Source organism: Nitrosomonas halophila (genome assembly GCF_900107165.1).
GTDB classification, from domain to species: domain Bacteria; phylum Pseudomonadota; class Gammaproteobacteria; order Burkholderiales; family Nitrosomonadaceae; genus Nitrosomonas; species Nitrosomonas halophila.
The window spans coordinates 19,026-41,023 of record NZ_FNOY01000004.1 but is presented as its reverse complement, the minus strand read 5'-3'; the positions used below and the strand labels follow the sequence as shown (position 1 = coordinate 41,023).

The window sequence follows — 21,998 nt, the reverse complement described above, 5'->3', positions numbered from 1 at the left end:
ACGGTTAAGTCAGTTTTCCTGGGTGTCCCAGAAAATAACAATTTATGCTTTTTATAACAATCATTTCTAGCATTATACGAGCTTCCCTGGCAGACAGAGAACAGTAGTGAGTATGCCCGGTTTGTTGTTCAGAGAAGCGTGGTCAAAGTGTTCTCAGTTGCTTAAGGGCTCGTTAATAAATAACTTGAGCATACGCTGGGGTCGCTTTTGGCGCAGACCAAGGCGCAGGACACGCCGTTGTGTCATTCACAACAAGTGGCTTGCAGCGCCGGTCTGCGCCAAAAGCGACCCCAGCCCGAAGGGTTGTTGCGTATTCGGGTATCTGCGGCGTTGCGAGACTTGCGAATGGAACGACCATTCGGCTTTGCCTCGCGCCTTGCATCTTTCCCGAATACGTAACAACGTATGCCCAAGTTATTCATTAACGAGCCCTAAACTAAAACTTCCATTGGGGGCGGGTGGCTAAGAAAAGAGGTGGGGCTGGCAGTCAGTCCATAGGCACCGGACTGAAAGATGACAATGAAGTCTCCTGGTTCGGCCTTGGACAGCTTCATCCGGTCAGCGAGTAAATCCAGCGGTGTGCAGAGCGGTCCGACCACTGAAGCTATTTCGGTTTCGGTCAGGTGCATTTTGTTTCCGACAGCAACCGGGTAATTTTTACGGATCACTTGGCCAAAGTTGCCAGATGCGGCCAGATGATGATGCAGGCCGCCGTTCGTCACCAAAAATATTTGTTCTCTCGATATTTTCTTTTCGAGTACCTGGCAGACATAAATGCCTGCTTCCGCAACGATATAGCGACCCAGCTCGATCACAAACCGAGTGTCTGGCAATCGGGGTTTGATTGCCATTAGCAACTGGCCCAGGTTGGCCCCTACTGCACTCAGGTCAAGCGGCGTATCTCCGGGAAAATAGGGGATACCAAATCCGCCGCCGATATTGATGTGCCGAACTGGCATGGGTGAGATCGAGGCCAGTTGCAAGCCAAGCTGCAGGGTTTTTTCATGCGCTTCCTGGATTGCGTCTACCTTGAGATTCTGAGAGCCGCTGAAGATATGCAGTCCTTCAAACGCCAGCTTCAGTGCTGCGATACGGTTCAGGACCGCAGGAACGCGTTCAGCGTCAATACCGAACTGTTTGGATCCTCCCCCCATCTTCATACCGGATGCTTTTAACTCGAAGTCGGGATTGACGCGTATGGCCACTTTGGGGTGAAACCCCGTTGCATGGGCCAGTTCGGCGATTTGTTCCAGTTCGGTTTCCGATTCCACGTTCAGAATGATCCCGGCAGCAATGGCGCAGGCGAGTTCCTGCCGGCTTTTGCCAGGCCCTGCAAAACTGATGTTCTCGGGAGAGACGCCTGCATTGAGTGCCACCTGCATTTCTCCAACAGAGGCCACATCAATGCCATCAACCAGGTTTGCCAGATGCTGTACAACAGCTGGCATGGGATTGGCCTTCATTGCGTAATGCAGGTGTATGTTGGGGGGCAAGTGCTGCCTCAGGGAATTGACGCGGGTGGTAATCAGTTGCCGGTCATAAGCGTAAAAAGGCGTGGATCCGACTCGCTGGGCCAGGCGTGTGAGAGGCATATCGCCAATGACCAGACAGTGATCCTGCACGGGAAATTGGGTCATGGGTGCGTGTTGAGGATGGGTGGTCTTCATGTTTATGCTGTGATGAAAGCTTGTTCAAATACCGTGGCGAGACTTTTGCGGTCAATTTTTCCATTTGGATTGCGCGGCAGGCTGGCTTGCCTCAATTCGATGAGGCTGGGCAACATGAACGCGGGCAAGTGTTTTTTGCAAGCAGCCAGTAAAATCTCTGGTGACACATCGAGGTTTTCCTTGGGTACTGCAACGACGACGATGGCCTGACCGAGCGCAGGATGCGGCACGCCAAAAGCCGCGGCCTCGATCACTTTTTCGGTTGCGTAAATCACTTCTTCGACTTCGGTCGGGCTGACGCGATAGCCGGAGGTCTTGATCATGTCATCGCGGCGGCCGATAAAGTATAAATAGCCTTCTTCATCCATGCGTACCGTATCGCCTGACCACACTGCAAGCTCCGGTATGGTCAGGCCAGGTTGACGCGGTGTGAGTGAACGGAAACAGGCCGCCGTTTTGTCGGCATCGTTCCAATAACCCATTGAAACGAGCGGGCCACGATGGACAAGTTCGCCGGGTTCGCCTGGCGCACAGTGGGAGCCATCCTCTCGCAAAACCATGACTTCAACGTTGGGAATGGCCTTGCCCATGGAATCGGGGCGTTTGTCTATTTGTTCCGGCGGCAGATAGGTTGACCGGAAGGCCTCGGTTAAACCATACATCAGAAAGACTTGTGTATTGGGCAGGGCGCTCCGCAGACGTGCCAAAGTCGAGCGCGGCATGGCGCCACCCGAGTTGGTAATGTAGCGCAGAGTCTTGATATCCTGCCAGTCCAGATGTGAAAGCTGTGTCCATAGCGGCGGCACTGCCGCCAATCCGCTGACATGCTGCTTTTTGATAAGCGTGAGAATATCACGTGGGAGCAGATAGTTCATGAGGATGCTGGTTGCCCCGACATGGAAAGCAGTTGTCAATTGATTCAGGCCATAATCGAAACTGAGCGGCAGGACAGCAAGGATTCGGTCTTCAGCGTGATTGCGTAAGTATTGAGAAACACTTTTGGCGCCGGTTACAAGATTGCGGTGAGAGAGCACCACGCCCTTCGGTTTGCCTGTGCTGCCGGAAGTATATAAAATCGCGGCCATATCACTATCGATACAGTGCGGGGCATACATCATTCCAAATGGTTTTTGCAGCTGCTGCCAGTGCACGATTTCCAGTCCGGCAATCAACGGCCATTCTTTTGTCTCGCCCACTACGATTATTCTTTGTAAATCATGGCAGTTTGGCAGCACCGATTTGAGTAACGCCAGCCGTTCGGCGGAAGTGACCAGTATCCTGACATTGCAGTCATTGAGAATATAAGAGACTTGTTCAGCTTTGAGCAATGGGTTGATCGGGACGAATACCCCGCCTGCGGCAGATGCGCCAAACAAGGCGATGACCGTTTCGAATCGTTTTTCCAGGTAGACCGCCAGACGTTCCCCGCGCTTGAATCCCAACGCTTGCAGGGCGCCGGCGGTCGATTGAACCGCACCGGCCAGCGTTGGATAGTCCATATGTTGCTTGTGGTCAATCAGCGCATCGGATTGCGCGCCTCTCTCGGCGGATTGGTAAATCAGTTCGTGAAAAAGATTAGGCATATCATTGGATTGTTGACTGGCAGTCTTGCCCCGTAAATCATTGTTGAAAATAAATGTTATATTGAAAAAGGCGCATTATCGCAAGTGCCGTGACGTATTTGCCTGATGCACTGGCACTTGCTGTATGAGCTCGAAGCAGATGCATTATATCCGGTCCAGTTTGCCGAACAGAGGGTGCTGATATTCCGTCATTTACTTGAGTCCATGCCGGTTCATCAAGTCATAGAGCGTGGGCCGGGTGACGCCCAGTAGCTCGGCAGCCCTGGCGATATTGCCATCTACTCTGGCTAATGCCTTGACCAGGGTTTCGCATTCGACCTTGTCCCGGGCTTCGCGCAGCGTCGCGGGTTGCGAAGAAACGTTTGCTGGCTGTAATCCCAGGTCCTCTGCCGTGATTTGAGGGCCTTCTGCCATGATGACCGCGCGTTTGATGCAGTTTTCGATTTCACGCACGTTACCCGGCCAGTGGTGGCTATCAATCGCATCCAGTGCGTCCTGACTGAAATTCAATGACTGACGCTTTTCTTTGGCATAGAACTGATTTTTGAAGTGATGGGCAAGCAAGATGGCATCACCGACACGATCCCGCAAGGCGGGAATCGGGATGCTGATTTCGCATAAACGGTAATATAAATCCTCGCGGAACGTGCCGCTCCCGATCATTGCCCGCAAATCCCGATGTGTTGCGCAGACAATACGCACATCCATTGGAATTTCTTCTCTTCCTCCTACACGTTCAATTACGCGTTCTTGCAGGAATCTCAATAGCTTGGCCTGTAACGAGAGGGGCAGATCACCGACTTCATCCAGAAAAAATGTACCCTCCTGGGCCAGCTCGATTTTGCCCGGAGTTTGTTTGGCGGCGCCGGTAAAGGCGCCTTTTTCATAACCAAACAGCTCTGCCTCCAGCAATGTTTCAGGGATGGCTGCACAATTGACCGCTATCAGGCGTTTCTTTTTTCTATTGCTGAGTTGATGCAGTGCTTTGGCCAGTACTTCCTTGCCAGTCCCGCTTTCTCCGAGCAGTGTCACTGTCACATCGGACGAAGCAACCCGTTCGATTTGCTGGCATATTTTGATCATGTTGGGATCGCCGGTGATGAAATCCGAAATCGGCGAAGCCGAGCATGATTGGAGCAACTTCCGATTTTCGCGTTGTAACTGGTGCAGATAGAAGGCTCTATCCACGATCAGGTTCAGAACGCTGGCATCAAAAGGTTTTTGATGAAAATCGTAGGCCCCCAGGTCTATCGCTTTTAGAGCATTGGCGCGATTCTGGTTGCCTGTTAAAACAATGACTTTGATATCGGGTGTCAGTGCCAGAATTTGCTGAAGCGTGGCCAAGCCTTCCGATGCGCCATCTGGATCAGGGGGCAGACCGAGGTCCATGGTGACGACTGCTGGCTCATGCCGGCGAACTTGCGCAAGCGCGCTTTCCCGGTCAGATGCGACAATCACCTCACAATTATCGAAGCTCCAGCGTAATTGTTTTTGTAGCCCTGGGTCATCTTCCACTACGAGCAGTTTTTTTGAGTCCTTGTTCATTTTCATGCTGTAAGAAATCGTGTAGCGCCAGCCAACATGGCGATTTTGCAGAAGCGCTTCAATGTTTGTTGAAACGGTGTGTAAGTTTTATCGACATGTTTCCATGAAAATTAATGGTTGAATCCTGTTTGCAAGCGGGGAAATTCCTCTGCCGGTGTATAAACGCATAGGATAAGACGTTTACGTAAGGGCCCGTTATTTTCATTATCGAGCCCTAAGGATCAAAAATCCTTGCAACGCTTTCAGGTGCCTAAGCGTTTTCTCCAGCAGTTAATGCTCTCAAGAAACACCTCCCAAGCAACTGATTTAACACAACATATTTAAGATAGATTTTCATTAACAACGAGTTTCATTCCCATTTCCTCAGCACGATGAGCCAGATTCCGCAATACACGCTGGCGGTATCGTTCCTCGTAATAATCCTGGCCTCGATCGGTATATTCCTCACCTTTAGTGAGCATCGTGTAAATTAGCCGCGCCAGTTTGTGTGCAGCCGCAGTCACAGCTTTGGGCTTGTCCATGCGCGCACACATTCTTCGGAAGTACGCACCTAGCGCAGATTTGCTGCTGCGCAATGCCGCCGCGGCCAGCTTCAAGGCTTGGGCCGCGCGGTTGGTTACCCGTTTGGTCTTGCCGCTCATCACTTTGCCGCCGGTAATCTTGGTACCCGGACACAGTCCCAGCCAACTCGTGAAACGGCCGACCGTTGTAAAACGGGTCATGTCTGCTCCGGTCTCAGAGATTACCGCGAGTGCGGTAGTGACATCGATACCATCAATGCGCGTGAGATCTACGCCACACATCCTGTACAGTTGCGTACGTAGATCAAACTTTGGTGCGTTGCGGGGACGACTGCGCTTCTTGCTTTTGGGTGGCTCACCATCATGTACTTGCAAGCTTTTCAATTGGGTTTCAATTTCTCGATCACACTCGGCCAGTTGCAAACCGATAAAGTCGAACATGGCGAGTGCCTGTTTAAGCGCAAACAGGTGTTCGGTACGCCAGTTGCCTTGCAGGCTTTTGGCAATCTCGTCCTCGCTGGCGCGGATACGTATATTTTTTATTGCGGCCAATACCTGCCCATCTCGCTCGCCAGCAACAATGGCGCGCAGAATCTTCTGCCCTGTTTCTCCCACGACGTCGGAGATAACGTTGGCGAGTTGAATATTCATTTGCGTAAGCGCTTTTTGCATGTGCTGCACATGACGCCCCTGGGTTTTCAGGAGCATTCCTCGCTGGCGCCACAGCGAGCGCAATACACATACTTCATCAGACGGACGAAATGCGCCACGAAGCAAGCCATAGGTCATGAGCTGTTGCAGCCATTGACAATCAAGTACATCGGATTTACGGCCCGAGACGTTCTTGACATGACGTGCGTTGACTAACAATACGGTGAAACCGCGCGACTCCAGTAATTCGAACAAGGGAATCCAGTTCACACCCGTGGATTCCATGGCAACTGTATCTACGCCGCAGGCGTCAAGCCAGTCGGCCAAGGCATTAAGATCATCCGTGAAACTCGGAAACTCCCGTACCGGCTCATCATCCCGGTCAGGTGGCACGACAACAAAGTGAGAGGCGCTGCCAATGTCGATGCCGGCTGCATTGGGGTGGGTGATGGTCAGGGCAGTCCGCGATTTGCCCGGCTTAAGCTTGATCGTGCGATTGCATCTTGGCATGGTTTGCTCCATCATTCGTTGTGAAATGGGGCGCTGCATCGGGTACGTTGTCTTGCTCACTCTCTCAAACGGGATATCGTCCCTGCGGCTATAATCCGCCGAGTCGATTCACCAATGTCGATAACGTCACCCATGACCACGCTATTCTACGGGCAATATGCACCATTGCTATATCGGTCTTTTGCAGCGCCACATCTCACTTTGCCATAAGCTAGCTACTTTGTGTTTCTTCGGCGCGATTTGCGGCATCCGGCCGATTACTTCGCTATTCTATTGGTTATCTAGAATAGCAGGCAACTGAATACTCCGGGTTTATTCAGCCTCTCTTCTGTGCTTGCCATGTGGCGGATGCGCCTGGCTGCCCTGGGCGGAGCGCTCGACCCGAATTTGGTAGGCTGCGTGACAAGCGACACAGGTTTGCATGGTATCACTCAGCCGTTTTTGAATGGCACCCGCATTGTTGGTGGATTCGGCCTCAGCTGCGATTTGATCAAAGCCATGGTGTACACTCATGCCCATTTTCATGAAAGCTTCGGGCAGCACCGAGCGAAGATGGTTTTCCCCTTTATGTGGCATGGTTGTGCCCAGTGCACGCGCATGCTTGGCGACTGCCGCCATATCCTCTTCGCTCAGTGACTGTATGATCGCCTGCGTGCCCTGTAACAGCGCGCGCATTTCGGAGAGGATATGGTGCCGCTGCATGGCATTGAGCTGAAGTGTTTGTCGCGTATCCGGATCGCTGGCCAGGATGGAAGCGGAGAGCATCACAGACAGCAGGCCCGTAGCGATCAAAGAGATTTTTTTCATGGGAGATAGTCCTTTCTATGGATGTGGAATCATACTCGGGGGATAGAGTTGCAGTGTCCGTTCAGGTGGACCTGGTAAAAAAGCGCTGCTGTTTCCAGTTGCCCAGTCATGGTGGCCGCTGCCATAGTAGGGAGAGAGAGGATGGCCGCTTTGCCCGCCAGGCATGTGAAAGAATCCGGATTCCTCCTGGCCGGGGGTGACGACAAAACGGAGTGAGGCGCCGAAGCTTTTCACTTGCACACGTGGCATGTGGTGATCGCCAGGCATGGGATCTGCCGGCATGTCCAGCCACTTTGCGATCCACGCCGGCAGGGCGCGGCTGAGTGGATGCCGGATTTCAGCGGTATTCTGCTCTCCCCAAGTGTGCGCGGCAATGCCGCCAGGCCGGGTTAGCATTTGTTTCGCAATATGTTTTGCGCATGCTGCCAGCAAGCCATTCCAATTGTCGTGGCCAGGTGGCAGCAAGTGTGGTGGTTGCTGTTCAATCAGTTTCCACACGGCATGCTCGGCCTGGCTCAAGCGTGGGGGCATGAAATCTGGAAATTTCAGTTTGATCATGGCGGTAAAGCCGCTCAATGTGTGTCTCATGACCTCATGACGAAAATCGCGAACGACCCGGTAGGCGACAGAGTGGGGCGAGGCCTGGCCATCCCAGTCGCGCAACGCTTGCTCTATTTCCACGCGCCAAACTGCAGTGGAAGGCGTATTTTGTAGCGTTTGCTCAAGCAAGTGTTTCCAGCGGGTGAGCAGCAGTGCGCGGCTATCCAGTTGAATTGCGAGCAGATCAGTGGGCAAAAAATGGTCGCGTGCATGCAATTGGTCACGGATTTGCTTACTGCGTGCGCCCAGTTCATAACCACCGTCACCCAGCCGATCAAGCAAATCACCATCGATCATTCTCGAGTTTCCATTCCAGAGGCGCATGCCCGGCGGGTTCTTGATCAGCGGGTAATGCGTGTGGTCAAGCCAGCCATTCCAACCGATTGGCTGGCTGCCCCAGTTTGCCGGTAGACTGAAGTCGTAGTCACCCATGCGTGCAGGTATGCGGCCACCGATTGTCCAGGCAATGTTCCCCTGTCGATCACCGACAATGAAATTTTGTGCCGGAATGCCTGCTTTCTGTGCGATGGTGGCGGCTTGGTCGGCACTGGTCGTCCGTTCAAGTTCGATGAGGTCGAGATTGACGGCGCCTGGCCGGTGTGCTGCCCAGGCCAGTGCCAGCGGTGCGCCGTCATGATCCCTGGCCAGGATGGGTCCCCATTCCGTTTCATGGATTTCCAGCGTTTCATCAGGCGCACCGTTTACGCGCAATGTTTCCCGCTGGGTCGAGAGGGTTTTCCACTGGCCATGATTGTAGTAACGGGAGGCGTCGGCTGGATCAAGCGTGATTCTCACCCAATCGGCAAAATCCCCATACGCATTGGTAAAGCCCCATGCGATATGCCGATTGGCGCCAACAACTATGGCCGGGGTACCAGGCAGACTGACACCGTTAATATCAATGCTTTGGTGCGGTTGCGCGGGGTCTGGATAAATCAGGCGCGTGCGGAACCATAAACTGGGTGCTCGTAAGGGCAAATGTAGATCGTTTGCTACCAATGCGCCATTTGTCGCCAGCTCTCCCGCCACGGCAAAGCTATTGCTGCCCGCAGCAGGCACTTCCTCAAAATCTATGTCCTGGATAAGATGCTGATCGAGTGCGCGCAAATCGATATCAGTCATTGCAGGATGAGGGGGCCATTTGAATTTGTTGCCATTCAGCGGCGCATCCCATTCACCGCCACTGGCAACCAGAAACCGATAGGCTGACTCCGGCAACGCCGCATGCATGACTGAAAGCCCCAGCTCGCGATCAATACTGCCCTCCTGCAGTGTCATGTACATCGCTATGACGACTAACAAACTGTCCTCGCTGCGCCAGGGGTGCGGAGTGGTTTGTGTCAGCAGGTATCCGAATGGGCGTACCTGCAAGCTGTCCAGTCCTTGATTGACGCCATCCCGATAAGCAGCGAGCAGGTCACGCTGATCATCGGGTAATTCCGCCAGCATGGCACGGACACGCGCCCGCATGCGGTGTGCGCGATTTCTGCGATCAGCCGGTAATGCCACAGCACCAAATAGTTCCGCCAGTTCGCCCGCAGCTTGACGACGCAGCAGATCCATTTCGAAGAAACGTTCTTGCGCATGAATGAAACCCAGGCTGCGCGCCAGATCGGAACGGTTTTCGGCGCGCAAGGTAACACTGCCCAACGCATCTCGCTCGGCTGCTACGGTGCTGAGCAGGCCAGCAAGGGGGTGCTTCCCTTCATAAGCGGGTAGACTGCCTTGCAGGAGTAGCCAGATGAGGACCAGACTGGCCATCGCCAGGGCAAACAAAAAGATCAGAAGTCTGCGCAACATGTTGTCACACTTTGGAATATCAGGTTGAACAAGCTGAAAGGCATGACAACGATGAACAGGATCATTGAGCCATTATTTGCAGTTTTGACGCAATCCGTTTGCATGATAAGCGCTCAGGATGGGGTCGCTAAGGCATCAAGCTGTTGGCGTATTGTTTCGATACGTCTGCGATTGACGCCCAGATCACTCCTGCCGAGACGCGAGGCGGAGCGTACATGAATAACATTGCTATTGGGGTCGAACCAGAATTCCGCATCATCCACGAATTTCAGTAAAGGGGTCGTGAATTGGGCATAGAGATAATCGGATTGGCTTTCGATAAGTTGTGCGCCGGCAGTGGCTTCAATGATTGCCTTGATCAAACCCAGTGTATTCTGTCCGTCACCATATACGGCCAAAGGAGAAATATCGGCATAGCCTTGTTGCGGGTGTTCCGGATAGAGTTTGGCCTGACTCGTGACGCTATTGGGTGTGGCAGCGGGGGGCTTGAGTTTGCCGTCGCGAACGCCCAGATCGCCGGGTCTGTTGCCCTTGAATAACCCTGACTGGCCCGCCAGGACGGTAACCAGTACGATCACAGCGATGAGGATGAGGCACCATTTAATCAGCAACATATGTCATTCCTTCAGAAGTATGGAAGTATGGGCTTGACCAGCAAACAGTATGTCATGGTATCGATCTGAATGGAATTGGCTCTTGGGGAGAGGCCGATTGATTCCATTAATTGCAGGTCGGGGGATGTCACAGCGATCCGGTGCTTGCCGGTTCTTGCATGGCATCAATGAATTTCGCAGGACTGGGCTGCTGCAATATGTCCACAATTCCTGTGGATAAGTTTGTGTGTTGTTTGGTGATGCGCATACTAACACCCTGTTTTAGAAAGCCATTTGGCAATTTGCTGAAATTTTGAGCAAATGGATTTGTCTTTCAAGAACCACTGGCCATGTGTTGTCCCGGAGTTGTTCATGGCGGGTTGCCGGTTGTTTGCTGCTGAATGACGGGTGTGGATTGTTTGGGCAATATCAGGCAAAATTGGCAAGCAAAACATCATAATAAGCCGTTTGATGGATCGCTCTGGCTCCTGTTTCATTCAGACTAGGAGGCTATCCGAGAATAGGCTGATCTACGCATAATAACCCGACCCGTCATCGTTTTGCGGTGTGTCAACGCACCCTGCTGCGATGGGACGCTCCATGATACTTCCTGTTGCCTCTTTCATCATAAGCCCGGTCGATGATGCCTTAAATAGCGTCGAATGAGTTTTCTTTCAAGCTTTACTTGCGCCAGGATGGGTCGCGCTTAACGAACCTAATCTTTACATTCAGTCATGCTTACAATTCGCAATCTTACTTTTCTGCAAAACGGTGCTCCCCTGTTGCATGAGATCAACTTGCAGGTCTTCTCCGGCCAGCGGATTGGTTTGGTCGGCAAGAATGGTTGCGGTAAATCGACGCTGTTTCGCTTGATAAAAGGCGAGGCGCTGCCCGAACAGGGCGAGATTGCGCTGCAAGCCGGCAAGACGATTACTTCCGTTGAGCAGGAGATTATGGCTTCCGATCAGTCTGCACTGGCTTTCGTGCTGGATGGCGATCTGGAATTGCGCCGGTTGCAAGAGATATTGGCACGCGATTCGCATGATTCTGACTGGTTTGAAGCGCAGCATCGCTTCGAGGCCATCGATGGTTATGGTGCGCAAGCGCGTGCGGCGCAGCTGTTGAATGGACTGGGGTTTTCTCAGGAAGCACTGGGTCAGCCGGTCAGGAATTTTTCTGGTGGATGGCGGATGCGTCTCAATCTCGCGCGGGCACTGATGTGCCGCGCAGATTTGCTGCTCCTGGATGAACCAACCAATCACCTCGACCTGGAAGCCATTATGTGGCTGGAACAATACCTGGCGCGTTATCCGGGTAGCTTGATCATGGTCTCGCATGATCGCGAATTTCTGAATGCCTGCGTCAATCGTATTGCGCATATTCATGATCGCACGCTGGATACCTACAGTGGCCATTACGATGACTTCGAACAGGCACGGGCAGAGCGCATTGCGCAACAAGCCCAGGCATTCCAGCAACAGCAGCGGCAGATTGCGCATATGGAAGATTTTGTGCGCCGCTTCCGTGCCAAGGCAACCAAAGCCAAACAAGCGCAAAGCCGTATCAAGGCGCTGGAGCGCCTGGTGCGGATTACACCCGTGCAGGACGGGACGGAACAATATCGGTTGAAACTCGAGGCCCCGGAGCGCGGGCCGGATTTATTGCTGCAGGCTGAGGGCGCGAGTTTCAGCTATGACGGCCATAAAATATTCACAGACGCCAATCTCGTCTTGCGTGCCGGTGCACGTGTTGCGCTCATGGGGCCGAATGGCGCGGGTAAGTCGACGTTGATTAAACTGCTGATAGGCGAACTTCAGCCGGTTTCTGGCCGCGTAAGTATCCATCCGGATATACGCACCGGCTATTTTGCCCAGCATCAATTGGAACATCTCAGCGGCGACTTGACACCATTGCAGCATATGCAGCAGCTGGCACCCAAGCAAACGGAGCTTGATCTGAGAACTTATCTGGGACGCTTTGGCCTGGCGGGAGATGAGGAAAATCGGCCGGTGGCCACATTCTCCGGGGGCGAGAAAAGCCGATTGGCGTTTGCGTTGCTAGCATTCCAGCAACCCCATTTGCTCTTGCTGGATGAGCCAACCAATCACCTTGATCTGGATATGCGTGATGCATTGACATTGGCGCTCGAGGAATATACGGGTGCGGTTGTGTTGGTTTCGCATGACCGCAGCCTGATCCGGGCCGTGGCGGATGAGCTGTGGCTGGTAGCGGATGGGGAGGCGCGGCCCTTCGAGGGTGACCTGGAAGATTACAGGCAATGGTTGGAGGGCCGTGGCGCGCTGGTGGCGGATAAATCCAAACCTGCCAAGGTGATTCGCAAGCCTGCGCCACGCCCCAACAAAAAGGCGCTGCAATCCAGGCAGACCAAGCTGGATGTGTCTTTGTCTGCTGCCCAAGCAGAATTGGCCGCCATCAATCACCAATTGGCCGATCCGGCGACGTATACCGATTCACAGTCGGAGAAGATTGCCCGGCTCAATCAGCGGCGCCAGGAACTCGAAGCTAAAATTGAACAACTCGAGGAAGATTGGCTGGCACTGGAACTGGCGATGGAGGCTTGCAAATAATCGCCAGTCGCGCGTAGCAAACGGTTTTGCGTATCACGACAGCAATTTGACTAAAGTCAGAAAAAAAATGTGCCGATGATTGATTTTCACTGCCGGTTGAACCAAGTAGTTTCAGCGGCGTGAAAAAAATAGATCGTAGAGTGAGAAGAACGTTGTTCTTTAACATTTTTTTCTGAATGGAGATCACTATGAAAAAAGTTTTTCTGGTTTTCCTGGCACTTTTTGTTTTCAATATCCCGGTTTTTGCTGCAGTCAATATCAATACCGCCACCCAGTCCGATCTTGAAGCGTTGAAAGGGATAGGGCCAGTCAAGGCAAAAGCGATCATCGAACACCGTAACAAGCATGGTTTGTTCCAGTCAATCGAGGATTTAGCCAGTGTCAATGGAATTGGCGCCGGTATGATCAGACAGCTTGGCGATCAAATAACGACTCAGGATGGCAGTGTGATTGACCAAGCGATGGAAACGCAATGATTCTCCAGTCAGAATAGCAAACCTGATACGATCAACAATCTTTTGTGAATAAGCCCCGCATGATGAAAGTCATGGGGGGCTTTCTGATTCAACTGTAGAGCGGATGTATGGGTTTATCTGTGAGATAATCAGGTTTTGTTCATAACTGTCTATGCTTGGCTTATGTATAAGACTATCCAGAATTTCGTCGGCCATACGCCCCTGGTCAAACTCAAACGCATATCTGGAGATACCGGGAATGTCATCTTAGCCAAACTGGAAGGCAATAACCCAGCTGGCTCGGTCAAAGACAGACCGGCTTTTTCCATGATCATGCGTGCGCAGCAACGAGGCGACATCAAACCAGGCGATACGCTGATCGAGGCAACCAGCGGGAATACTGGGATAGCGCTGGCCATGACGGCCGCGATGATGGGGTATCGAATGATCCTGGTGATGCCGGAGAATCAAAGTGTGGAGCGGCGTCAGGTGATGTCTGCATTTGGCGCTGAAATCATTCTGACGCCCAAAGAGGGCAGCATGGAACAGGCCCGCGATACCGCCGAACAAATGCGTGATGCCGGTCAGGGCATCATTCTCGATCAGTTTGCCAATCCTGATAATCCATTGGCCCATTATGAAGGAACAGCTCCCGAGATTTGGCATGAGACCGACGGCCGGATTACGCATTTTGTAAGCAGCATGGGCACAACTGGCACCATCATGGGGTGCGCCAGATACTTCATGGAAAAGAATCCGGAGATAGAGATTGTCGGTGTCCAGCCGCAGGAAGGTGCCCAGATTCCAGGGATACGCAAGTGGCCGGAAGCTTATCTGCCAAAAATTTACAAGCCGGAGCTGGTCGACCGTGTCCTGCTGGTGTCCCAACAGGAAGCCGAGGAGATGACGCTCCGTTTGGCGCGGGAGGAAGGCATCTTTACCGGCATTTCTTCTGGCGGTGCGCTGGCTGCTGCACTGAAGGTTTCAGCTCGGGTCAGCGACGCGGTCATTGTTTTCATCGTCTGTGACCGGGGAGACCGTTATCTATCGACCGGAGTCTTCGCTTCCCGAGGGGCCTGAAACCAGGGAGGTTTCGTGGCAATATCCTGTCATATTAATTGGACGGGCTGCTGGTGTGGGCGAACGCTCTGTTCATGGCTGGCTGCCTTGGCTTGTCTGGTTTCCGTTTCAGCACAGGCAGCTATTCCATCCTTTACTTTCACGCTTGAGAAAGTTCAGCATCCTGCTTTCAGTGCAAGGTCGGTCGAGTTCCATTTGAGCGGCGCGCCAATGCCACACCTTGAAATCAACCTGGATGAGTTGCTTATCGGGGAAAGCGTGTGGCGCAATCTGCGCTTCTCCTGCGAACGTCTCAATATTGGCCGCCAGTCGATCGACTGTGATGCAGGCCAGTTGCAACTGGCCGGTAAACATTTGCCGGTTTCATTGCAGCTGTTTTTGCGGCAGAAAAAAATTGTCCTGACCATCGAACCCGCCAGAAGAGAAAAATGGCATCTGGCCGTGGCATGGCGCCCGGAAGGATGGCAAAGCTCGCTGCGCATAGTAAATGGGCAGGGAAGGCGCCTGGCCGGCTTGTTGCCGCAGTATGCAGCCTGGCCGCAACTTCGGCAGGCAAGAATCAATGGCACAATCGGTCTGAGTGGGCGCGAAACCTTGCTGACGGAATGGGCCGCGAAACTGGCGATCACGGAATTATCCTTCAGTGACGCCGAGGGTTTGCGTGCCGGTGAAGATGTGCATTTGCAGCTGGAGGCGGATGCGCAACGAAAGCAGCAGGGTAGCTGGCAGTGGCGGGGCCAGCTTGCCTGGTTGGCGGGTGGGGTGTTTTGGCAGCCTTTTTATTTTACTGGTGGCGGTCATCGGTTGGCTGTCAGCGGTACGAGCAACGGACAGTCTCTGCGTATAGAGCGAGGGGAGCTGGCGTTGTCGGGTATCGGTCAGGTCGCATTTTCCGGGGAAGTCGAGCGCCCGGCGCTGGCGCTGCGTCAAGCGCGGCTGCGGGCGGAGAATTTGGAGATGGCTGCTTTATTCAAGTCCATCATCCAGCCGCTGGCTGCAGAAACAGCTTGGGCCGAAACCGAGGCCAGCGGTCGGGCAGGCTTCAGCTGGCATTATCAAGACACCGGGCAACAATCGTTGCTGCTTGATTTGCAGGATGTGACCCTGATCGATACCCGTGAGCGTTTCTCGTTCGAGGGGCTGGTTGCAAATATTCCTTGGCAAAGCAATGGGCGGTCGACTGGAACCATTCGGCTTGAGCACGGCCAGATTTTGCGGATCCCGCTGGGTTCGGTGCACTTTTCTCTCGAGACCGAAGGCATGCATTTCAGCGTGCCTTATGTGGAGCTGCCAGTGCTGGACGGCAAAGTGGTGGTGGAAAATTTCAATGCTTCGCGGCAAGCGACTGATTGGCAATGGCAATTCAATGGACGGCTCTTCCCCGTATCCATGGAGAAACTGACGGAAGCACTGCAGATCCAGCCCATGTTCGGTACCCTGTCCGGCATCATTCCTAAAATGAATTATGCTGCTTCCGTCATGACGATGGAAGGGGTGCTCGTTTTCAACTTGTTTGACGGCGTGGTGGTGGCGCGAAATCTGGTGCTGACCGAGCCCCTCAGCCGAACCCCTCATTTGACCATGGATATGGCGATGCACCATATCGATCTCGATTTGCTGACACGGGCCTATTCATTTGGCAGAATACAAGGACGGGTGGATGTCGAGGTCAGTGATCTCGAGCTCGTCAATTGGGAGCCGGTCAGGTTTGATGCCAGCCTTGCCAGCAGTCCGGGTCGCTATAAGCGGCGTATCAGCCAAGCAGCGATCCAGAATCTGACGGCCTTAGGTGGCGCGTCGGCCATGCCGGCGATCCAGCGGCGCTTGCTAAGTTTTTTTGAGCAATTCAGATACGCCGAGATAGGCTGGCGCTGTCGATTGCGCGGCAGTGTCTGTCAGATGGGAGGGATCGAACCAGCGTCCAGCAACGAACGGGGTTATGTGTTGGTCAAAGGAAGTGGTGTGCCGGCAATTACCATCACGGGCTATAATCGGCAAGTGGACTGGCCGGAACTGATCAAACGTCTGGAGCATGCCATCAAAAGCGGCAGTCCCATCATTCATTAAAATGCTATGACAAAAAGATACTTGGTTCCGGTATTGCTGATATTTGCTGGATTGTTGCTATCCGCATGTGTCACGATCAATATTTACTTTCCGGCCGCCGCAGCAGAGAAGGTCGCCGACAAAATCATCGAGGAAGTGTGGCAGATTGAAGAACCGGCGGCGACAGAGAGCGAAGCGGGTGAGCGCACATCACAATGATCCGGTTGTTTACTCATCGTTATTTGATTGAAAGGGGTACACTCATGCCTATCGTAATATGGCGGCTAATGCTACTGGTTTTGTTGTGTTTGCCGGGGATCGGTCAAGCCGTAGCCGACCTGGAAGCGAATACCCCTGCAATTACGCGGCTCAAGCAAAGCATGCAGCAGCGCCATAGCCAGCTGGAGTCCTACTATAACAGCGGTGCGGTCGGTCTGACTCGCGATGGATTGATCATGCTGCGCGATGCAAACGCTGTGCCCCTGGCTGCACGACAAACGGTCAATCAATTGGTGACTGCGGAAAACCAGGATCGCAATGCGCTTTACCGGGAAATTGCACGCGCCAACAGTCATCCCGAGTGGGAGAGCAATATTCGCGCCACCTTCAGCCAGCGCTGGATCTCATTGGCAAAACCGGGTTGGTGGTATCAGCAGGCAGATGGCTCCTGGCGCAGAAAATAAATCATGCCGCATCGGTTCAACGTTGGTGTTGCCATTTCTGGTGAGAGATTTCGCTTGAAATGAAATGATAAATAAGTGAACATTGCCAAGCTCGAGGTCTTTGGCAAAGTGAAGGGCTCTCGGTTGGAGGGTGCCTATTGCCGGATGGGGTGACTTGTGCTGCAATCAGCATTGCGATAAATTGAACGATTGATTTTTGTACGGCGGCGTAAGCCGCCGTCCTGTTTTCAGATTAGAAAAGAGTGTACTTGCTGTGTCCTATTTGATGAATACTTATGCACGGCTGCCTGTTACCTTTGTGAGGGGAGAGGGCGTTTGGCTGTGGGATGACCGGGGCGTTCGCTATCTTGACGCGCTATCGGGTATCGCTGTTTGTGGACTTGGGCATTGTCATCCGGCATTGGCGCGCGCGTTATGCGAGCAGGCTGCGACCCTGGTGCATACCTCGAATCTCTATCATATCGAGAATCAGGCATTGCTGGCAGAGCGGCTGGCCAAACTGTCAGGGCTGGATAACGCCTTTTTTTGTAATTCCGGTGCAGAAGCCAATGAAGCCGCCATCAAGCTGGCGCGGCTGTATGGCCACAATCGCGGGATCGATTTGCCGACCATCATCGTCATGGAGCGCTCCTTCCATGGCCGCACGATGGCGACATTGACCGCAACCGGCAACCGTAAAACCCAGGCGGGATTCGAGCCTCTGCTCACCGGCTTTGTGCGCGTACCCTATGACGATCTGGCTGCGGTCCAGCACGTCGCTGCGCATAACAAAAATATCGTTGCGGTCCTGCTCGAAACCTATCAGGGCGAAGGCGGGGTCAATTTTCCGCAAGCCAGCTATTTGCAAGGGTTGCGCCACATATGTGATCAGAATGAATGGCTGTTAATGCTGGATGAGGTGCAATGTGGCCTGGGGCGGACCGGTAAATGGTTCGCTTTTCAGCACAGCGATATTCTGCCGGATGTCATGACGCTGGCGAAGGGGCTGGGGTCTGGCATGCCTATCGGTGCCTGTCTGGCAAGCGGGAAAGCGGCGACATTATTCAATCCGGGCAACCATGCCTCGACCTTTGGCGGGAATCCGCTTGCATGCAGAGCGGCATTGACGACCCTGGAAGTGATCGAGCGGGAAGCATTGTTGGCCAATGCGGTCACCATTGGCGACTTTATGCGCGAGCGATTCAGACAGCGGCTGCAGGCCTGGCAAGACGTACTGAAAATCAGGGGGCAGGGGATGATGATGGGTATCGAGCTGCCGATCGCTTGTGGAGAGCTTGTGCGCGAGGCGCTGGAACGTCAGCTGCTGATCAATGTGACTTCAGAAAAAGTGGTACGTTTGTTACCTGCATTGAATATGCAGCAAGCGGAGGCGGAGCAAGTAGTGGCCCAGACATCCGATCTCATCGACCGATTTCTTACAGATCGGCTGAAGTAGCCAGCCCATATCCAGAGCATTCGGGCGCTGTGCTGACTCTCGATACTCGGCGCAGCGTGGCGCATGGCATGCCTTTCAACTCGGGGTGTGTTTGCGCACCGCAAAACCTGCGATAAGTTATGATGCTGCAATCTGCCCGAATGTTATTGGCAATCCAACTTGAGGTGCTTGCTTGGCGAGATAGGATATCGGGCTGAGAATCGTTGATCGGCCCATAGCCAAATATGGGTGGGTATTCGATATTTTTCATGTAACCAGACAGTTTGCTGCTGTTCCAGGCATATGGCATGGCAAACCGGGTCAATCAGCCGCATGCTCGATCGTTACGATATTTTTTACTAGCAGGCAGTACAGTTTATGCAAACCAAGCATTTTTTGCAGTTCAAGGATTTCGAGCGGACGGAATATGAGTATCTGTTTGACCGGACGCGCTGGATCAAGAATGAATTCAAGCAATACCGCCGTTACTGGCCATTGACGGATCGCACTCTGGCCATGATTTTTGACAAACATTCAACCCGTACCCGCCTGTCATTCGAGGCGGGCATGCACCAACTGGGCGGCAGCGCCATTTACCTTTCCACGCGCGATACCCAATTGGGGCGTGGCGAGCCGGTAGAGGATGCCGCGCGCGTGATTTCACGGATGGTCGATATCATCACCATTCGCACTTACGAGCACCAGATCATCGAACGTTTTGCCGAGAATTCACGTGTGCCGGTGATCAATGGCCTGACCGATGAATACCATCCCTGCCAGATCCTGGCAGATATTTTTACCTTTACGGAACACCGTGGCAGCATTGCTGGCAGAACGGTGGCCTGGATCGGTGATTCGAACAACATGTGCAATACCTGGCTGCAGGCGGCGGAAATTTTCGATTTCAACGTGCATGTGGCAACTCCGCCTGGTTATGAAGTGGAACCCGAGCGGGCAGGTTTGTATGGAACAGATCATTACGAGCAGTTTTCTTCTCCGTTTGATGCGGTTAAGGATGCCGATTTGGTCACCACGGATGTCTGGACCAGTATGGGATTTGAAGAAGAAACTGCTGTACGCAAAAATGATTTTGCCGATTTCAGAGTCGACGCTGAGATGATGGCCTATGCGAAGCAGGATGCCCTGTTCATGCATTGTCTGCCCGCTCACCGAGGGGAAGAAGTGGATGCGGAAGTGATCGATGGGCCACAGTCCGTGGTGTGGGATGAAGCAGAGAACCGCCTCCATACCCAGAAGGCTTTGATGGAGTACTTGCTGCTGGGCAGGATTGATATCAGGTGATTCTGGGCCTGGCAAAAATTTTGATTGAGAATTAATGATATGGATAAAATTAAGAAAACTGTTCTGGCGTTTTCAGGGGGACTGGATACTTCGGTCATACTCAAATGGCTGCAAGATACCTATCAGTGTGAAGTCGTGACCTTCACCGCTGATATTGGTCAAGGCGAGGAGATCGAACCGGCACGCGCCAAGGCCAAACAATTTGGCATCAAGGAGATATTTATTGAAGACTTGCGTGAAGAGTTTGTGCGCGACTATGTCTTTCCCATGTTCCGTGCCAATACTGTTTATGAGGGCGAATATCTGCTTGGCACCAGTATTGCCAGACCCCTGATTGCCAAGCGGCAGATCGAGATTGCGCGCGCAACGGGAGCGGATGCCGTGTCGCATGGCGCAACCGGAAAGGGCAATGATCAAGTCCGGTTCGAGCTGGGTTATTATGCGCTGCAACCAGATATCCACGTTATCGCACCCTGGCGTGAATGGGATCTGACCTCGCGTGAGAAGCTGCTGATCTATGCGGAAAAACAGGGGATTCCGATCGAGATGAAGCAAAAGCAAGGCTCACCCTATAGCATGGATGCCAATTTGCTGCATATTTCCTATGAAGGGCGTGCGCTGGAAGATCCGGCCCAAGCGCCCGAAGAATCCATGTGGCGCTGGTCGGTAGCTCCTGAGGCAGCGCCCGATGAACCGGAGTATCTGGATATCGAATACGAACATGGTGACATTGTTGCACTGAACGGCGAGAAACTTTCTCCAGCCGCTGTGCTGGCCAAACTCAATCAACTTGGCGGCAAACATGGCATTGGCCGCCTGGATCTGGTCGAGAATCGTTATGTTGGCATGAAGTCACGCGGCTGCTATGAAACCCCAGGTGGAACGATCATGTTGCGCGCACACCGTGCGATCGAGTCCATCACGCTCGACCGGGAAGTGGCGCATTTGAAGGATGACCTGATGCCACGTTATGCAGCACTGATTTATAACGGTTACTGGTGGAGTCCGGAGCGGAAGCTTTTGCAAACCATGATTGATGGATCGCAGACTTCCGTGAATGGCTGGGTACGTGTCAAACTATACAAGGGAAATGTCATGGTGATTGGACGTGATTCGAAGACGGATTCATTGTTCGATCCCAATATCGCGACTTTCGAGGACGACGAAGGCGCTTACAATCATGCTGACGCAGCAGGGTTCATCAAGCTCAATGCACTGAGAATGCGTATTGCACAGGCGCGGCGTAACAGCTGATACGTGGCGATGGTTGGCGGATATGGTCAGCCATCGTAGGATGCGCTTGCGCACAACAATCACCAACGATGAACTTTTGCGGATTGCACATGCATACTGAAAATGGTCCAAAGCCGCATTGAATAATGACGTCATTTTCTTTCCGGCCAATCGGAAAGTAGTGAAATAACTGAATTGGGGAAAAATTATGCCTTCATTTGATATTGTTTCCGAGGTAGATAAGCAGGAGGTTCGCAATGCTGTCGATCAGGTCAATAAGGAAGTGGGGACACGCTTCGATTTCAAGGGTTCGGATGCGAGAGTCGAGCAGAGTGATTATGAGCTCCAGGTCTATGCCGATGATGAATTCAAGCTTTCCCAAGTGATGGATATTTTGATCGCCAAGTGCACCAAGCGCGAAATCGATGTTCGCAGTTTGGATAAAGGCACGATAGAAAAGATCAGCGGCAATAAAGTCCGGCAGAAAGTCACGGTAAAAACTGGGGTGGAGAGCGATCTGGCCAAAAAAATCATCAAGCTGATCAAGGACAGCAAGCTCAAAGCCCAAGCCAGCATTCAGGGCGAAGTGGTGCGCGTGACCGGCACCAAGCGCGATGTCCTGCAGGAGGTGATACAGCTCGTTAAAAGCAGCATTAACGAGCAACCCCTGCAATTCCGTAATTTCCGGGATTAAAACGCCTGCTTCAATCAGCCAAAGCTTTGCATTCACCGTGCAGCGCGCGTATTTCCATGTACATTGTGCTGAGCAAGCGCGTGGGGTGCGCTTGCTCAGCATGAAGCTTCGGTGAGGCGACTGGCGGTCACGCGACTTTTTTCAGGCCACCACGCTGCCCGCGTGGCTTGTGATGGCGCGGTGTGCTGGAAGCATATCCGCTGGCAAATGAGCTGTATATGGCACA

At 53.0% G+C, this 21,998-nt stretch carries 18 protein-coding genes; 10 read left to right on the top strand and 8 right to left on the bottom strand.

Going from position 1 to position 21,998, the window contains the following annotated elements:
- Window positions 1–431: 431 nt before the first annotated feature.
- The 8 genes from BLV85_RS01755 to BLV85_RS15055 all read right to left on the bottom strand — a co-directional run bounded on the left by BLV85_RS01755 (window position 432) and on the right by BLV85_RS15055 (window position 10,774).
- The gene (locus BLV85_RS01755) at window positions 432–1,667 is read right to left on the bottom strand and encodes a pyridoxal-dependent decarboxylase, exosortase A system-associated (RefSeq protein ID WP_090411501.1); all 1,236 of its coding nucleotides are present in this window, start codon (window positions 1,665–1,667) and stop codon (window positions 432–434) included.
- 2 nt (window positions 1,668–1,669) lie between these two features.
- Complete coding sequence (locus BLV85_RS01750; RefSeq protein ID WP_090411497.1) at window positions 1,670–3,250, bottom strand: acyl-CoA ligase (AMP-forming), exosortase A system-associated; 1,581 nt, start codon at window positions 3,248–3,250, stop codon at window positions 1,670–1,672.
- A gap of 192 nt (window positions 3,251–3,442) precedes the next feature.
- On the bottom strand, window positions 3,443–4,795 hold the full coding sequence (gene prsR, locus BLV85_RS01745) for a PEP-CTERM-box response regulator transcription factor (RefSeq protein WP_090411495.1): 1,353 nt from the start codon (window positions 4,793–4,795) through the stop codon (window positions 3,443–3,445).
- A 320-nt stretch (window positions 4,796–5,115) separates the two neighbouring features.
- Window positions 5,116–6,477 (bottom strand): IS110 family RNA-guided transposase, encoded by a 1,362-nt coding sequence (locus BLV85_RS01740; protein WP_090411594.1) that lies wholly within the window; start codon window positions 6,475–6,477, stop codon window positions 5,116–5,118.
- A gap of 312 nt (window positions 6,478–6,789) precedes the next feature.
- Window positions 6,790–7,284 carry a cytochrome c gene (locus tag BLV85_RS01735; RefSeq protein WP_090411493.1) on the bottom strand — a complete coding sequence of 165 codons (495 nt, stop codon included), beginning with the start codon at window positions 7,282–7,284 and terminating at the stop codon, window positions 6,790–6,792.
- Between the two features lie 15 nt (window positions 7,285–7,299).
- Window positions 7,300–9,684: a penicillin acylase family protein gene (locus BLV85_RS01730; RefSeq protein ID WP_090411491.1), complete on the bottom strand. Its 2,385-nt coding sequence runs from the start codon at window positions 9,682–9,684 to the stop codon at window positions 7,300–7,302.
- 113 nt (window positions 9,685–9,797) lie between these two features.
- A complete protein-coding gene (locus BLV85_RS01725) occupies window positions 9,798–10,298 on the bottom strand; it encodes a DUF1499 domain-containing protein (RefSeq protein WP_090411489.1) in 501 nt (166 codons plus the stop codon).
- A gap of 248 nt (window positions 10,299–10,546) precedes the next feature.
- Window positions 10,547–10,774: a hypothetical protein gene (locus BLV85_RS15055; protein WP_176973891.1), complete on the bottom strand. Its 228-nt coding sequence runs from the start codon at window positions 10,772–10,774 to the stop codon at window positions 10,547–10,549.
- 237 nt (window positions 10,775–11,011) lie between these two features.
- Here BLV85_RS15055 and BLV85_RS01715 point away from each other — a divergent pair, with 237 nt between their 5' ends.
- From BLV85_RS01715 to BLV85_RS01665, 10 genes are all read left to right on the top strand, one after another.
- Window positions 11,012–12,865: an ABC-F family ATP-binding cassette domain-containing protein gene (locus tag BLV85_RS01715; protein WP_090411485.1), complete on the top strand. Its 1,854-nt coding sequence runs from the start codon at window positions 11,012–11,014 to the stop codon at window positions 12,863–12,865.
- Between the two features lie 188 nt (window positions 12,866–13,053).
- Window positions 13,054–13,341, top strand: a complete 288-nt coding sequence (locus BLV85_RS01710; RefSeq protein WP_090411483.1) for a ComEA family DNA-binding protein — start codon at window positions 13,054–13,056, stop codon at window positions 13,339–13,341.
- Window positions 13,342–13,503: 162 nt separating this feature from the next.
- Window positions 13,504–14,400 (top strand): cysteine synthase CysM, encoded by an 897-nt coding sequence (gene cysM, locus BLV85_RS01705; protein ID WP_090411481.1) that lies wholly within the window; start codon window positions 13,504–13,506, stop codon window positions 14,398–14,400.
- Between the two features lie 210 nt (window positions 14,401–14,610).
- Complete coding sequence (locus BLV85_RS01700; protein ID WP_090411479.1) at window positions 14,611–16,467, top strand: hypothetical protein; 1,857 nt, start codon at window positions 14,611–14,613, stop codon at window positions 16,465–16,467.
- A 6-nt stretch (window positions 16,468–16,473) separates the two neighbouring features.
- The gene (locus BLV85_RS01695; RefSeq protein WP_090411477.1) at window positions 16,474–16,665 is read left to right on the top strand and encodes a hypothetical protein; all 192 of its coding nucleotides are present in this window, start codon (window positions 16,474–16,476) and stop codon (window positions 16,663–16,665) included.
- 44 nt (window positions 16,666–16,709) lie between these two features.
- Window positions 16,710–17,129 (top strand): YdbL family probable chaperone protein, encoded by a 420-nt coding sequence (locus BLV85_RS01690; protein ID WP_090411475.1) that lies wholly within the window; start codon window positions 16,710–16,712, stop codon window positions 17,127–17,129.
- A gap of 253 nt (window positions 17,130–17,382) precedes the next feature.
- Window positions 17,383–18,564, top strand: coding sequence for an aspartate aminotransferase family protein (locus BLV85_RS01685; RefSeq protein WP_090411592.1), 1,182 nt, complete (start codon window positions 17,383–17,385; stop codon window positions 18,562–18,564).
- A gap of 357 nt (window positions 18,565–18,921) precedes the next feature.
- Window positions 18,922–19,845: an ornithine carbamoyltransferase gene (gene argF / locus BLV85_RS01675; protein WP_090411470.1), complete on the top strand. Its 924-nt coding sequence runs from the start codon at window positions 18,922–18,924 to the stop codon at window positions 19,843–19,845.
- Between the two features lie 39 nt (window positions 19,846–19,884).
- Window positions 19,885–21,099, top strand: coding sequence for an argininosuccinate synthase (locus BLV85_RS01670; RefSeq protein ID WP_090411468.1), 1,215 nt, complete (start codon window positions 19,885–19,887; stop codon window positions 21,097–21,099).
- A 187-nt stretch (window positions 21,100–21,286) separates the two neighbouring features.
- Window positions 21,287–21,772: a YajQ family cyclic di-GMP-binding protein gene (locus BLV85_RS01665; protein ID WP_090411466.1), complete on the top strand. Its 486-nt coding sequence runs from the start codon at window positions 21,287–21,289 to the stop codon at window positions 21,770–21,772.
- Window positions 21,773–21,998: the final 226 nt, after the last annotated feature.

What these genes read in the sequence shown, in the direction of transcription:
- BLV85_RS01755 (WP_090411501.1), bottom strand. Translation starts at nt 1,667, where the DNA reads ATGAAGACCACCCATCCTCAACACGCACCCATGACCCAATTTCCCGTG.
- BLV85_RS01750 (WP_090411497.1), bottom strand. Translation starts at nt 3,250, where the DNA reads ATGCCTAATCTTTTTCACGAACTGATTTACCAATCCGCCGAGAGAGGC.
- prsR (WP_090411495.1), bottom strand. Translation starts at nt 4,795, where the DNA reads ATGAACAAGGACTCAAAAAAACTGCTCGTAGTGGAAGATGACCCAGGG.
- BLV85_RS01740 (WP_090411594.1), bottom strand. Translation starts at nt 6,477, where the DNA reads ATGCCAAGATGCAATCGCACGATCAAGCTTAAGCCGGGCAAATCGCGG.
- BLV85_RS01735 (WP_090411493.1), bottom strand. Translation starts at nt 7,284, where the DNA reads ATGAAAAAAATCTCTTTGATCGCTACGGGCCTGCTGTCTGTGATGCTC.
- BLV85_RS01730 (WP_090411491.1), bottom strand. Translation starts at nt 9,684, where the DNA reads ATGTTGCGCAGACTTCTGATCTTTTTGTTTGCCCTGGCGATGGCCAGT.
- BLV85_RS01725 (WP_090411489.1), bottom strand. Translation starts at nt 10,298, where the DNA reads ATGTTGCTGATTAAATGGTGCCTCATCCTCATCGCTGTGATCGTACTG.
- BLV85_RS15055 (WP_176973891.1), bottom strand. Translation starts at nt 10,774, where the DNA reads ATGAAACAGGAGCCAGAGCGATCCATCAAACGGCTTATTATGATGTTT.
- BLV85_RS01715 (WP_090411485.1), top strand. Translation starts at nt 11,012, where the DNA reads ATGCTTACAATTCGCAATCTTACTTTTCTGCAAAACGGTGCTCCCCTG.
- BLV85_RS01710 (WP_090411483.1), top strand. Translation starts at nt 13,054, where the DNA reads ATGAAAAAAGTTTTTCTGGTTTTCCTGGCACTTTTTGTTTTCAATATC.
- cysM (WP_090411481.1), top strand. Translation starts at nt 13,504, where the DNA reads ATGTATAAGACTATCCAGAATTTCGTCGGCCATACGCCCCTGGTCAAA.
- BLV85_RS01700 (WP_090411479.1), top strand. Translation starts at nt 14,611, where the DNA reads ATGCCACACCTTGAAATCAACCTGGATGAGTTGCTTATCGGGGAAAGC.
- BLV85_RS01695 (WP_090411477.1), top strand. Translation starts at nt 16,474, where the DNA reads ATGACAAAAAGATACTTGGTTCCGGTATTGCTGATATTTGCTGGATTG.
- BLV85_RS01690 (WP_090411475.1), top strand. Translation starts at nt 16,710, where the DNA reads ATGCCTATCGTAATATGGCGGCTAATGCTACTGGTTTTGTTGTGTTTG.
- argF (WP_090411470.1), top strand. Translation starts at nt 18,922, where the DNA reads ATGCAAACCAAGCATTTTTTGCAGTTCAAGGATTTCGAGCGGACGGAA.
- BLV85_RS01670 (WP_090411468.1), top strand. Translation starts at nt 19,885, where the DNA reads ATGGATAAAATTAAGAAAACTGTTCTGGCGTTTTCAGGGGGACTGGAT.
- BLV85_RS01665 (WP_090411466.1), top strand. Translation starts at nt 21,287, where the DNA reads ATGCCTTCATTTGATATTGTTTCCGAGGTAGATAAGCAGGAGGTTCGC.